The organism is Rhodococcus quanlei (genome assembly GCF_055231015.1).
The window spans coordinates 245,293-258,468 of the sequence record NZ_JBUYWD010000010.1; the positions used below are offsets into that span (position 1 = coordinate 245,293).

Genomic DNA, 13,176 nt, shown 5'->3' on the forward strand with positions numbered 1-13,176 from the left:
GCGCTCCTGAGTTCGTACGAATGGGCCGAGGCGAATGCACCGACTGCGTGGACAGTCTCGGACACCAGGGTAGCCGTTGCGGTTCGGTCGATCACTGGCCCCTTCCACCATCGGCCTGTTCGGCTGCGGGCTTGTCGGGCCGTGCGAGGGGAACCACCGACAGGACCGCGGCCTCGAGTTCTTCACGCACCGCACGGGTGTCCCCGTCACCGAGGTCGATACAGAAAGCGTCGATGACGGACGATCCGAGAGTACTCACCCGAGCCCACCGCACGTCAGCTCCACTGGCCTCGAGCGCGAAGGCCAACCGGCACAACAACCCGACCCGGTCTTCGGCCCGCAACTCCAAGATGGCTTCGCCGTTCGCCGGGGCGTCGAACCAGATGATGCGTGGCGGCGACTGCGCCCACAGCACGGGCACCCCCGCCCCCTCGAACCGCTCACTGCTCCTCTGCTCGCGCGCCTGGGCATCCCGCTCGTCGAGAGTCTTCAGCAGATCGAGTTCCCCGGCCAGAGCCCGGACCAGTTCCTGACGAAGCAATCCGGCCTGGGGCGGTGTGCCGAAGCTGGGCGAGACGACGAACGAGTTCACAGCCGTGCCGTCGTGCGCGCCCAACGAGGCGGAATACACGCGCAACGAGTTCAGGGCCATTACTCCCGCAGCCTTCGCCAGCAGACCCTTCGTATCGGGCGCCACGACTGTGACGACGAAGGTGTGTGCTGTATCGGTGCCACTCAGGGTCACATGCACGCCGCCTCTTTCGGCCAAGGCGACAACTTCGGGACCCAACGGGTCGGGCGTGGGTAGTGCGTCTCCCGCCATCACCATCCGGCACCGGCGTACCAGTTCGCCGATGAGCGACGACTTCCAGTCACCCCACACCCCTGGGCCGGTTGCCCGTGAATCGGCCTCTGCCAACGCGTGGAGCAGTTCGAGGAGGATCGTGTTGCCGCCCAGTGCGTCGACCACGCTCTGCACAGTGGCCGGATCATCGAGGTCGCGGCGGGTCGCCGTTTGAGGCAGCAGGAGATGGTGTCGCACCATGGCAGTCAGCAGTGCAACATCCGACGGCCACAGCCCGAGCCGGTTCCCGATCTGGGTGGCCAGGTCCGCACCGACGACGCTGTGGTCACCGCCACGCCCCTTTCCTATGTCATGCAACAGGGCGCCGAGCACCAGAAGGTCGGGACGGGAGACACGGGTCGTGAATCCGCTGGCATACGCCACGGTCTCGACCAGGTGGCGATCCACGGTCCACGTGTGCACCGCATCGCGTGGTGGGAGATCTCGGACCGCTCCCCATTCGGGCAGCAACCGGCCCCACAGGCCCGTCCGGTCGAGCGCCTCGATGGCCGGGATCATGCGTGTGCCGCAGCCCAGAAGCACGAGAAGATCGTTCAGTGCCTCCTTCGGCCACGGCTCGCGCAGCTCGGGTGCGCTGTCCGCGAGCCGACGCAGCGTCGACGCCGACATCGGCATCCCCGTCTGTGCCGACGCAGCCGCGACGCGCGTGATCAACGCCGGGTCCTTTTTCGGCTGCGCATCTCGCGCCAGCACGACCTCGCCCGCATGCTCGACAACACCCTCGTCCAGGGGTCTGCGCACCGGCACCCGACGCACCGTCGACAGACCTCGGCGTGGCAGGGAGTTGGCAGCAGTACGGATACCGACATCGACGGAGTAGCCGATCGTCCGAGCCGAATCGCTCAGCGTTCTCGCCAGATCGAATCGGTCACCTATTCGCAGGGCTGCACCGATTTCGTCCGCGTCCTGAGCAAGCAGTTGATCACGGGCCCTACCTGCGACCCGATGAAGTTCGGTTCGAACGTCGAGGAGGCGACCGTGCGCGGCGGACAGTCCCCCTCCCGGTGCCCGCACCCCGAGCCCCGGCATGCCGTCGGTCAACTGCGCTATCGCCAACGCGTTCAACAGTTGCACGTCGCGCAGCCCCCCACGACCGCTCTTCAGATCGGGCTCGGCACGATGAGCGATCTCACCACTGCGTTCCCAACGGTTGCGGGTCTGGTCGATCAGCTCGTCGAAGCGGTGCCGAATGTCGTTACGCCACTGACGCCGAACACCGCCGATCAGGAGATTGCTCAGTTCCCCGTCGCCGACGATGTGACGGGCCTCGAGCATCCCGAGCGCGGCCGTCATGTCGGTGGCCGCCACCTGCAACGCCTCCGGGATGGTCCGCACACTGTGGTCGAGCTTGATGTGTGCGTCCCACAGTGGGTACCAGAGTTGGTCTGCTATCTGCGACACGACTGCGGGCTCGAGGTTGTCGTGCAACAGGATCAGATCCAAGTCTGAATGCGGCAACAGCTCACGCCGACCCAGTCCACCCACGGCCATCAGTGCGAAACCACCGTGCGCACCCATACCCAGTTCGGCACCCTTGGTGGTCAGCCAGAACTCGTGGAGATCGACCAGAGCGTTACGCAATCCGGGTGCGTCGAGGCGCCGGGCAGCAGTTGCCTGCCCCGAAACATGCCCTCTACGGCCACCGCTCAGGAGTTGCTTGCGGGCACGGACAAGGTCCGCCGCCGCACTGGAACCGCTGGAGCCCGTAGACACGGACGGCCCTGGTTCTGCAGCCGAAGCAGCAGAACCAGGGCCGAACGATCCGGACCCGTTCGGGTCAGAGCGCATCCGAGCCGCGCTCGCCGGTACGCACGCGGATCACCGATTCGACCGGCGACACCCATACCTTGCCGTCACCGATCTTGCCGGTACGAGCGGCCTCGACGATCAGTTCGACCACCTTGTCCACCGCCGAGTCGTCCACGACGACCTCTACGCGCACCTTGGGGACGAAGTCGACGGAGTACTCGGCACCCCGGTAGACCTCGGTGTGGCCCTTCTGCCGGCCGTAGCCCTGAACCTCGCTGACGGTCATGCCGACCACACCGGCCTGCTCGAGCCCGGTCTTCACGTCCTCGAGGGTAAACGGCTTGACGATTGCCGTGATCAGCTTCATTTCGTGATTCCTTCCAATGTCCTGCGGTTCACAGTAGAGCCATTGTCCGAGCTGACCAGCGTCATCAGCGGATCGGACGGTGCATTCAGCGAGTTACACAAGGTCGTACGCGGTCTCAGCGTGTTCGGACTCGTCGATCCCGCGGGCTTCCGCCTCGGGCGAGACCCGCCAGCCGAGCGGCTTCAGGGCCAGCGCGATGACGGCGGTCAGTACCGCGGTGAAGACGAGCGCGACCACAGCGATCACCGTTTGGACGACCAACTGCTTGTAGTCACCACCGTAGAACAAACCGGTCTCGGTCCCGAGGAAGCCGATCGCGACCGTGCCCCACAATCCGGAAACGAGGTGCACGCCGACCACATCGAGCGAGTCGTCGTAGCCGAAGCGGAACTTCAGACCCACGGCGAGTGCGGACAGGATACCGGCGACCACGCCGAGTGCCAGCGAGCCGACCGGGCTGAGCGAGCCGGCTGCCGGGGTGATGGCCACGAGACCGGCAACAGCACCCGACGCGGCACCCAGGCTGGTGGCGCGGCCGTCACGGATGCGTTCCGTGAGAAGCCAGCCGAGAATCGCAGCTGCGGTAGCAGAGGTGGTGTTGACCCACGCAAGTCCGGCGGAGCCGTCGGCGGCGAAGGCCGAACCGGCGTTGAATCCGAACCAGCCGAACCACAGCAGTGCGGCGCCGAGCATCACGAAGGGCAGGTTGTGGGGGCGGAACGCGGTCTTGCCGAATCCCGCGCGCTTTCCGACGATCACAGCGAGAACGAATGCCGCGATACCGGCGTTGATGTGCACAACGGTGCCACCGGCGAAGTCGATCGGCGCGACCGCGGCGGTGAGGCCACCCTCGCCGTCGTCGACCGTGCCGAACATCATCGCCGCCAGGCCGTCCTCGGCGTGGGAGAGCAGTCCGCCGCCCCACACCATGTGTGCGAGGGGGAAGTAGACGACCGTGACCCAGATGGCCGAGAACAGCATCCAGGTACCGAACTTCACCCGCTCGGCGAGTGCACCGCTGATCAGTGCGGTGGTGATGATCGCGAACGTCACCTGGAAGGCGATGTCGATGACGTTCGGGTACCCGAACGCACCGGCGATGAAGTTGCCGTCCGCATCGGTGATGCTGTCCTGCAACCCGAAGAACTCGAACGGGTTCGCGAAGATCCCGCCGATGTCCTGCGTTCCGTAGGACATCGACCAGCCCCACAGCACGTATACGACGGCGATGACGGCCATCGACCCGAACGACATCATCATCATGTTCAGGACGGACTTCGACCGGGACATGCCTCCGTAGAAGAACGCCAGGCCGGGGGTCATCAACAGCACCAGGGATGCTGCCATCAGCATCCACGCGGCATTACCGGAGTTTGCCAACACTTCGTCGGGACTCACTTACTACCTCCTAGTCGCGCGCCGGGGGACAGCACGTTGTAAGGAGAAGCGTGGTTTCGTGGTGTTTCCGCTGTGGCACTCCACCGTTTCGTGGGTGTGAACGGATGGGCGAATTATGTTGCAGCTACGTTTCGCCAGGCCTTTTGCCGTCCCGAGAGCGGTGTGAGGTTCACAGTTCGCATCGGAAGCTGCGGACTCACCCCAGGAGCGCGTCGACGAATGCGCCCGGCTCGAACGGAGCCAGATCGTCCGCACCTTCACCGAGACCCACCAGCTTCACGGGCACTCCGAGTTCGTGCTGCACTTGGAACACGATCCCGCCCTTTGCGGTGCCGTCGAGCTTGGTCAATACCACGCCGGTGATGTCTACGACCTCGGCGAACACCCGAGCCTGAGCGAGACCGTTCTGTCCGATGGTGGCATCGAGGACGAGAAGGACGTCGTCGACGGACGCCTTCTTCTCGACGACCCGCTTCACCTTGCCCAACTCGTCCATCAGTCCGGTCTTGGTGTGCAGTCGGCCGGCGGTGTCGATCAGAACGGCGTCGACACCGTGTTCGGTGCCCTTGACGACGGCATCGAATGCGATCGCGGCAGGGTCCGCCCCTTCCTTCCCGCGCACCACTTCGGCACCGACGCGCTCTGCCCACGTCTGAAGCTGATCTGCCGCCGCCGCACGGAACGTGTCCGCTGCACCGAGCACCACTCGGCGGCCATCGCCCACCAGTACTCGCGCCAGCTTGCCGGTCGTGGTGGTCTTACCGGTGCCGTTCACACCGACGACCAGCAATACCGACGGATGATCCGCGTGCGGCAGAGCCTTGATCGAACGATCCAACTCCGGCTTCAGCTCCGCGATCATGACCTCGCGCAGCAATGCCCGCGCATCGGCTTCGGTACGCACACTGCGCGCGGCCATCTGCTCACGCAGTGTGTCCACAATCTTGGTGGTGGTGGCCGACCCCAGATCGGCGATCAGCAGGGTGTCCTCGATGTCTTCCCAGGAATCCTCATCGAGGTCGCCGCCGCCGAGGATGCCGAGCAGACTCTTTCCCACCGCCGACTGAGACCGCGACAGACGACCCCGCAGCCGATCCAAGCGGCCTTCCGTCGGCGCGATCTCGTCGAGAGCGGGCGCTTCCGGCTCCGGTTCGGGTTCGGGCTTGGGCGTGGGTTCCGGCTCGGGCCCGGGCTCGGGTTCGGGCTTGGGCTCGGGTTCGGGCTTGGCTTCCGGTTCGGGCTCCGGCTCCGCGACGACCTCGGGTTCCGGCTCGGGCGTGGGCTTCTCCGGCTGCTCCCCCGGCTGGGGTTCCGTTACCGGTTCCGGCTCGGCCACTTTCTCCCGCTCGACCACAGCTTCCGGCTCGGGAGCGCGAACCGGTTCTCGCGGCTCGGGCACCGCCTCCCGCGGCGGTGCCGTTGTCGTGGCACCCTGACTGAAATCGAATCCGCCGCCGGCGCGATAGCCGCCTGATCGGTCCTTCTCCCCCGCGTCGACCTGAGGCTTCTCCGGCTCTGTGAGCGAAATACGTCGACGGCGGTAGAGCACCGTTCCGACGACGAGGACGACGAGAAGGACGGCCAATACGGCCGCGAGGGCAATCCAGGCTCCGGTAGTCACGCGGCCATTGTTTCAGGCGAGGCGCACCCGCGCCCACTTCGGCCGGTCAGGCGTCTGCGGTGACCATGTCCTGACCGCGCAAGCGTTGCGAGATCACCGTCGTGATGCCGTCGCCCCGCATGCTCACCCCGTACAGCGCATCCGCCACCTCCATGGTGGGCTTCTGGTGCGTGATGACGATGAGTTGAGACTTTTCGCGCAGCTGTTCGAAGAGTCCGATGAGTCGCCGCAAGTTGGTGTCGTCGAGCGCGGCCTCGACCTCGTCCATCACGTAGAACGGGGACGGCCTGGCACGGAAGATCGCGACCAACATGGCGACAGCGGTCAACGACTTCTCACCACCCGAAAGAAGAGACAACCGCTTGACCTTCTTGCCCGGCGGCCTCGCCTCCACCTCGATACCGGTGGTCAGCATGTCCGAGGGGTCGGTGAGCACCAGGCGGCCCTCGCCGCCAGGGAACAGCTTCGCAAACACCTGCACGAACTCACGCTCGACGTCCGCGTACGCCTCGGTGAACACCTGCAGTATGCGTGCATCGACATCGGCCACGACGCCGAGAAGATCTTTACGTGCCGACTTGACGTCCTCGAGTTGGGTCGAGAGGAAGTTGTACCGCTCTTCGAGCGCGGCGAACTCCTCGAGTGCCAACGGATTCACCTTGCCCAGTGTCGCCAGATCCTTCTGCGCCCTTTTCGCACGCCGTTCCTGGGTTGCGCGGTCGTAGGGAACGGGTGCCGGTTTGCTGACCTGTTCGCCCCGCTCCTTGGCCTGCTCGTACTCCTCGAGTTCGAGCGCGGACGGCGGCAACGGCACATCGGGCCCGTATTCGGCGATCAGGTCGTCCAACCCGATGCCGTGCTGTTCGAGAATGGACTCCTCGAGCTGTTCGATGCGCAGGGCCGCTTGCGCCCTGGCCACCTCGTCGCGGTGGACGGCGTCGGTCAGCGACGCCATCTGGGCCGACAGGGCCCGCACTCGCTCCTTGACCTGTTCGAGTTGTTCGGTGCGCTCTGCCTTGTTCCGGGCCAACTCGTCGCGATGCGTCATTGCCGCGGTCACCACCTCGTCGAGATGGTCGGCCACCCGCTGCCCCGATGCGGCAACCGCCGCAGCCACAGCGGCGGCATTCTGCCGCGCCTTCATTGCACGCTCGGCGCGGGCACGGGCCTCCCGTTCTGCGCGGGCGGCCCGTCGCAACGAATCCGCCTTACCTCGGACGGACTCCGAGCGCTCCTCGGCGGTGCGCACCGCAAGGCGGGCTTCCACCTCCACAGACCTCGACTCGGCGAGCGCGGCGGCCGCGAGTTCGCGGTCGGAACTGGTGTCTGCGGATGCGGCATAGTCGGCGTCGCCGCCGTCTTCCTGCTCGGCCAGCCGGAGCCGTTCCTCGAGTTCGGCAAGCTCGGTCAGCGTGTCGCCTCGTCCGCTCTCGGCCCGCTCTCGTTGCTGGGCGAGACGATCGGATTCTGCATGAGCCGCCCTGGCGGCTTGCCCCAATCGGCCGAGTTTCTCGTAGATCGCGGACATCGCGGCATCCGATTCGTTGAGTGCAGCCAGCGACTGTTCCGCGTTCTCGCGGCGCGCGTCCTGTTCCTCGCGTGCACCGGCCAGGGCGGCGGTCAGCTCTTCGGCCCGGCGCTTCGCCGACGTCAATTCACGTGTGGAGTCGTCGACCGCGGCCTGAACTTCGAGTGTGCTGGGTGCGCGGTCGGAACCACCGCTCACCCACCCGCAGCCGAGTAGGTCTCCGTCCTTCGTCACGGCCCGCACTGTCGGACTCGCCGAAATCACGTCGTCGGCGGCGTCGAGGCTGTCCACGACCACGATCCCGAACAGCATGGCCGACAGTCCGGCGCGCAATTCGTCCGGACAGTCGACCACGTCACGCACCCAGCGACCGCTGCCGGGTGCACGCTCGGATGTCGGCGAAACACCCGACCCGACGATGATCGACGCGCGACCGCCGTCACCGTCCTTCAGAGCTGTGACGGCCTGTTTCGCCGCGTCCAAGGATTCGGCGACCACCGCGTCTGCGGCCGGCCCCAGCGCCGTCGCCACGGCAACCTCGTAACCCTTCTCGACGGTGATGTGCTCGGACAGCGCGCCGAGAACACCCTTGTCTCCGCGGTTTTCGAGCAACCAGGCACCGCCGTCGCGGCGCTCGAGCCCCATCGACAACGCATCGATACGGGCCTTCAGCGACGCCACCTGCTGCCCGGCGGTGCGCTCTTGTTCTTGCAGTTCGTCGACTCGTTCGGTGGCGTACTTCAGTGCCTCGACGGCACGCTCGTGGTTGGAGTCGAGCCCCAACTCGCCTGCATCGAGATCCCCGATCTCGTCTTGCACCGACTCGAACTCTGCCTGCGCTCGGTCACCACGTTTGCGCGCTTCGTCGATCGAGGCGCTCAGACGCGCGACCTCGGAATCCACCGACTCGGCACGGGTGCGCAGGGTATCGACCCGGCCGGAGAGCCGGGCCAGCCCTTCACGACGGTCCGCGATGGCGCGCACCTCCGCCATATGCGCACGTTCCGCTGCTGCGGCAGCCTCCTCGTTGATCGCGAGTTGTTCCTTGGCCGCGTCGAGCGCCGCCCGGGCCATCTCGGTGGCCTCGATCAGTTCGGCCTCTTCGAGGGCAACACGGTCCGCGCGCGCCTCCATGGCATCGGGATCTTCACCGCGGTTCGTCATCGGTTCCGCATCGAGGTGACGCGCCCGCTCACTGGCAATCCGGATCGTCGAGTTGACCCGTTCCGCGAGAGCCGACAACTGGAACCACGTCTGCGCGGCGGCCTCCGCTCCCGGAGTCAGCCGCGCCAGCGCCTGCTCGTGCCGTCCGAGCTCGAGATTCGCCTCGTCGAGTTCCACGGTGACCTGGTCGTACTGCTCGCGGGCAACCTTTTCGTCCTGCGCCTGACTCTCCAACTCGGACCGCCGTGTGACGAGATCGTCGGCAGCGAGCCGTAGACGAGCATCCCGCAGGTCCGCCTGTACGGTCTGAGCGCGCCGGGCCACCTCGGCCTGACGTCCCAGCGGCTTGAGCTGGCGCCGGAGCTCGGCCGTGAGGTCGGTCAATCGGGCCAGATTGGCCTGCATGGAATCGAGTTTGCGAACGGCCTTTTCTTTGCGCTTGCGATGTTTGAGCACACCGGCTGCTTCCTCGATGAACGCACGCCGATCCTCGGGGCGCGATTCGAGAATGGCGGACAGGCGCCCCTGCCCCACGATCACGTGCATCTCGCGGCCGATGCCCGAGTCGCTGAGCAACTCCTGCACGTCCATCAACCGGCAGGACGATCCGTTGATCTCGTACTCACCTGCACCGTCGCGGAACATCCGGCGCGTCACCGAGACCTCGGAATAGTCGATCGGGAGGGCGCCGTCGGAATTGTCGATGGTCAACGTGACCTCGGCACGACCGAGCGGGGCACGCCCGGCGGTACCGGCGAAGATGACGTCCTCCATCTTGCCGCCACGCAACGCCTTGGCGCCCTGCTCCCCCATCACCCAGGTCAGAGCGTCCACGACATTGGATTTGCCGGAACCGTTCGGCCCCACCACGCAGGTGATTCCGGGCTCGAAACGCAGAGTCGTTGCGGACGCAAAGGACTTGAACCCCTTGAGCGTCAGACTCTTCAGATGCATGGCCGTCGAGTTTACCTACGGTTCACCGTTCGACGAACCCGGAAAGCTCGCCGCGCGCCGGATCGAAGCTCTCGACCACCAGATCGACCCGCCCCGGGGTGTCCCCCGACCGCAACAGACCGACCAAGGCCTCCAGTGCTTCGCGTTCGCCTTCCGCGACGACGAGAACGCGGCGGCCCGGCTGGTTGGAGGCAAACCCGACGAGCCCCAGCTCGAGTGCACGCGCGCGGGTCCACCACCGGAATCCGACACCCTGAACGTGTCCGTGCACCCAGGCCGTCAACCGCTCCATCAGCTGTCCTTGGCCACCGTCAGCGTGACGTTCGTACCGGCTTTGAGGGTGCGTCCCACGGTGCAGACCTTGTCGATCGAACGCTCCACGAGTGCCACCAACCGTTCCTGGGCATCGGCGTCCAGTTCGCTGAGGTCGAGCTCGAGAACCTCGTCGAGCTGTGGGTACGTCTCGTTCTCGCGATCGGCCGCACCGGACACCCGGATGGTGGCGTCGTAGTTGTCACCGAGTCTGCGTGCGAGCGGGAAGTCCGAGCTCATCCCACTGCATGCGGCGAGCGCGATCTTCAGCAATTCGCCGGGTGTGAACACACCTTCCACACCGTCGGAGCCGATGCGAACCTCGGCGCCGCGGGAACTGCGGCCCGTGTAGAGGCGGGTACCGGTGCGCTCGACCCACAGCTCGGTGGCGGGCGCGGCGTTCTGATCAGTCATGTGACAATCGTGCCATTCGCCTCATCCTGACGTGCGCGGCGACCTACGACGAGGTGGTGGCTGGCACACCGGACAGTTGTAGGACGAGCGGTTCATGAACTTCTCGCGGCTGATCGGCGCACCACAACGGTCGCACGGTTCGCCTTCACGGCCGTAGACGTGCAGTGAGCGGTCGAAGTACCGCCACCTCCCACGTTAGGTGCACTGAACACTGGTTCGCGCCGAGGAACGCACTTCTCCTGTTCATCGGCTGTTTCAGCCCGGAATGTCGCCGCGACGCGCTCTGCGCCATATCCCAGACCACGACCTCCGGACTTCAATGTGGAAGGGGCGCAGGTGAAGGGAAAGTCCGGCTGCCAGGCCGGCGTTTGCGATGTCGCCGGCGTCGGACCATCGAAGACGGTCCAGATCAGCTCGGACCGGTAGGCCCCGGCGGGCCTACTCCACTTCGCCGACGGGCAGAAGTTCCGCGACATTGTCGCGATCGGCTCCTTGCCATTGTGGCCATAGCAGGCGCAATGTGCGTGGACCGCCCCGTGCTGGGTCAATCATGTGGCGCCTCCTCACATTGGGTAGACGTAATTGCGTACCGGCCAAGCTGTCAGGTTGATGGCCATCCTACGAAGGGTGTGCCTATCGACATCTGAGCTTCCGTTACATCTTTGCGGTCTTCCAATGGACGATTTGTCCTTCGTTGTAGAACATTTGCTGCGAGCCGGTGAACCGCACCAGGTACGCCTCCTTTTGTGCGTAGAACCCGATCACCGTCCCGTAGAGTCCCTTCATCGGCCCATCGGTGACGGTGACGGCATCGCCGACTGCAAACTCAGTCATACTCTTCCCTTCGCTGTCTGGTGTCTTCATGTAAGTGGCAGGTTCCCGTATCCGAGTCCACACGGTAGTAGAGCCGGTTCCTGGTTGATTCGGAATTTGGTCGATCTCGCACCCCACGGGCGGGTGGGTGCAGGTGCTCGGGCAGCGTACGCCCCCGCAAGCGGGAGGGACCCCAGGATGGGGTGGCATAGCCCGGTGCCGGTGCCCACATCGAGTACCGTCCACCCTGGGCTACTGTGTTGACGTGCAGCGGCTCGAATCTACGCCCGCACAGCGACGGTCTCGTGCGCGCACAAAGATCACGCGGGATACGACTGGTCAGCTAGCGTTTTCGCTGGCAGACAGGGCAAGAGTGGCTCGAGCGGTTCATGAAACGCTCGCGCACGATCAGGGTGCCGCAGCGCTGGCACGGAAGTCCCTCACGCCCATAGACGTTCAGGCTCCGGGAAAACCAGCCGGACGCGCCGTTGACGTTTACGTACAGGGCGTCGAACGACGTCCCGCCCTGGTCGAGGGCCGCGTCCATGACTTCCCGAGCCGATGCGAGAACCAGACGCAATTGGGGACGCGTGAGTTTGTCCGTGATACGAGCACCGTGAATACCCGCGCGCCACAACGCCTCGTCGGCATAGATGTTGCCGACCCCGGACACCACCGTCTGGTCCAGCAGGGCACGCTTGATCTCGGTGTGCTTGCCCCGCAACACCTTCACAACCGATTCGGCATCGAACTGCGGATCCATCGGGTCACGCGCGATGTGCGCCACCGAGTCGGGAACCGTTGTGCCGCCCACTTCCACCATCTCGGCGATCGCCCAACCGCCGAAGGTGCGTTGATCTACGAACCGTAGGTCTGTGTCGTCTCCGAGATGCGCGCGAATCCGAAGGTGCTTCTCGTCCGGCGCATCGGCCGGCTGCACGAGCATCTGCCCGCTCATCCCGAGATGTACGACGATCGCAGTCTCCGACGGCTCGAGTACGAGCCACAAATACTTTCCACGACGCTCGGCAGCGCAGATGCGCTGGCCGACGACCCGTCCGGCAAGATCTGCGGGGCCTGGTACGTGACGACGAATGGCGCGCGGATGCAGGATGTCCACCGATTCGACGGTGGAACCGACGACGAACTTTTCGAGCCCGCGGCGGACGACCTCGACCTCGGGAAGTTCAGGCACCGACGCCCGACGCGCTACCGTCCGACCCTGCGCTGTCCGACTCAGCGCCATCCGAACCAGCGCCGTCCGATTCCGACAGTGCATTCCAGGCCGTGCTTGCGGCCTTCTGTTCGGCTTCCTTCTTCGAGCGGCCGATCCCGACACCCATCGCGTCGCCACCGACGAGCACCGTGGCGGTGAACTCCTTGTCGTGGTCCGGTCCGGTGGCGGTGATCTCGTAGACGGGGACGCCGGACCCGCGTTCGGCCGTGAGTTCCTGCAGACTCGTCTTCCAGTCCAATCCGGCACCCAGTCGTGGGGCGCGGTCGAGGAGGTCTGCGAACAAGTCGAGAACAACGCGGCGAGCGGTCTCGATTCCGTGTTCGAGGTGAATTGCGCCGAGTATCGATTCCATACCGTCCGCGAGGATGCTCGGCTTACCTCGCCCGCCGGTCATCTCCTCGCCCTTACCGAGCAGAAGATGCGCGCCCAGTCCGCCCTCACCGAGTCCTCGGGCAACCTCCGCCAGGGCATGCATGTTGACCACGCTTGCGCGGATCTTGGCGAGATCGCCCTCCGACTTGTCGGGGTGCGAACGATAGAGCTGTTCCGTGACGGTGACGCCGAGAACCGAATCGCCGAGGAACTCGAGTCGCTCGTTGGTCGGCAACCCACCGTTCTCGTATGCGTACGACCGGTGGGTCAACGCGAGAACGAGCAGTTCGGGCTCGATATCGACGCCGAGGGCGGCGAGGAGGGACTGATGGTCCTCCTCGCCGCCGGTGGGTGCAGCGTTGTTGTCGCTCGTCACGGTCTA

The 13,176-nt window shown here is 65.5% G+C and carries 10 protein-coding genes and 1 pseudogene; all 11 read right to left on the bottom strand.

Annotated elements, in window-relative coordinates; genetic code table 11:
• Window positions 1-91: 91 nt before the first annotated feature.
• Complete coding sequence (locus tag ACZI8Q_RS08605; protein ID WP_463373082.1) at window positions 92-2,653, bottom strand: [protein-PII] uridylyltransferase; 2,562 nt, start codon at window positions 2,651-2,653, stop codon at window positions 92-94.
• A complete protein-coding gene (locus ACZI8Q_RS08610) occupies window positions 2,643-2,981 on the bottom strand; it encodes a P-II family nitrogen regulator (RefSeq protein ID WP_463373083.1) in 339 nt (112 codons plus the stop codon). Before ACZI8Q_RS08610 ends, ACZI8Q_RS08605 begins: the two co-directional genes overlap by 11 nt.
• A 93-nt stretch (window positions 2,982-3,074) precedes the next feature.
• Window positions 3,075-4,334 carry an ammonium transporter gene (locus ACZI8Q_RS08615; RefSeq protein ID WP_463373177.1) on the bottom strand — a complete coding sequence of 420 codons (1,260 nt, stop codon included), beginning with the start codon at window positions 4,332-4,334 and terminating at the stop codon, window positions 3,075-3,077.
• Window positions 4,335-4,575: 241 nt separating this feature from the next.
• A complete protein-coding gene (gene ftsY / locus ACZI8Q_RS08620) occupies window positions 4,576-6,000 on the bottom strand; it encodes a signal recognition particle-docking protein FtsY (protein ID WP_463373084.1) in 1,425 nt (474 codons plus the stop codon).
• A gap of 46 nt (window positions 6,001-6,046) precedes the next feature.
• A complete protein-coding gene (gene smc, locus ACZI8Q_RS08625) occupies window positions 6,047-9,646 on the bottom strand; it encodes a chromosome segregation protein SMC (protein ID WP_463373085.1) in 3,600 nt (1,199 codons plus the stop codon).
• A gap of 22 nt (window positions 9,647-9,668) precedes the next feature.
• Window positions 9,669-9,938, bottom strand: a complete 270-nt coding sequence (locus ACZI8Q_RS08630; RefSeq protein WP_463373086.1) for an acylphosphatase — start codon at window positions 9,936-9,938, stop codon at window positions 9,669-9,671.
• A complete protein-coding gene (locus tag ACZI8Q_RS08635) occupies window positions 9,938-10,372 on the bottom strand; it encodes an OsmC family protein (protein ID WP_463373087.1) in 435 nt (144 codons plus the stop codon). The genes ACZI8Q_RS08630 and ACZI8Q_RS08635 overlap by 1 nt, the downstream gene beginning before the upstream one ends.
• 21 nt (window positions 10,373-10,393) lie before the next feature.
• A pseudogene (locus ACZI8Q_RS08640) lies at window positions 10,394-10,564 on the bottom strand (zinc finger domain-containing protein); the annotation flags it as partial.
• Window positions 10,565-11,026: 462 nt separating this feature from the next.
• Complete coding sequence (locus tag ACZI8Q_RS08645; protein WP_463373088.1) at window positions 11,027-11,206, bottom strand: KOW motif-containing protein; 180 nt, start codon at window positions 11,204-11,206, stop codon at window positions 11,027-11,029.
• Window positions 11,207-11,528: 322 nt separating this feature from the next.
• Window positions 11,529-12,380: a bifunctional DNA-formamidopyrimidine glycosylase/DNA-(apurinic or apyrimidinic site) lyase gene (mutM, locus tag ACZI8Q_RS08650; RefSeq protein ID WP_463373089.1), complete on the bottom strand. Its 852-nt coding sequence runs from the start codon at window positions 12,378-12,380 to the stop codon at window positions 11,529-11,531.
• Window positions 12,373-13,170: a ribonuclease III gene (rnc, locus tag ACZI8Q_RS08655; RefSeq protein ID WP_463373090.1), complete on the bottom strand. Its 798-nt coding sequence runs from the start codon at window positions 13,168-13,170 to the stop codon at window positions 12,373-12,375. Before rnc ends, mutM begins: the two co-directional genes overlap by 8 nt.
• Between the last annotated feature and the right edge of the window lie 6 nt (window positions 13,171-13,176).

Excerpts from the sequence above, each read along its gene's own strand:
- ACZI8Q_RS08645 (WP_463373088.1), bottom strand. The coding sequence starts at position 11,206 with ATGACTGAGTTTGCAGTCGGCGATGCCGTCACCGTCACCGATGGGCCG.
- ACZI8Q_RS08615 (WP_463373177.1), bottom strand. The coding sequence starts at position 4,334 with ATGCTGATGGCAGCATCCCTGGTGCTGTTGATGACCCCCGGCCTGGCG.
- ACZI8Q_RS08610 (WP_463373083.1), bottom strand. The coding sequence starts at position 2,981 with ATGAAGCTGATCACGGCAATCGTCAAGCCGTTTACCCTCGAGGACGTG.
- ACZI8Q_RS08630 (WP_463373086.1), bottom strand. The coding sequence starts at position 9,938 with ATGGAGCGGTTGACGGCCTGGGTGCACGGACACGTTCAGGGTGTCGGA.
- ACZI8Q_RS08605 (WP_463373082.1), bottom strand. The coding sequence starts at position 2,653 with ATGCGCTCTGACCCGAACGGGTCCGGATCGTTCGGCCCTGGTTCTGCT.
- smc (WP_463373085.1), bottom strand. The coding sequence starts at position 9,646 with ATGCATCTGAAGAGTCTGACGCTCAAGGGGTTCAAGTCCTTTGCGTCC.
- ACZI8Q_RS08635 (WP_463373087.1), bottom strand. The coding sequence starts at position 10,372 with ATGACTGATCAGAACGCCGCGCCCGCCACCGAGCTGTGGGTCGAGCGC.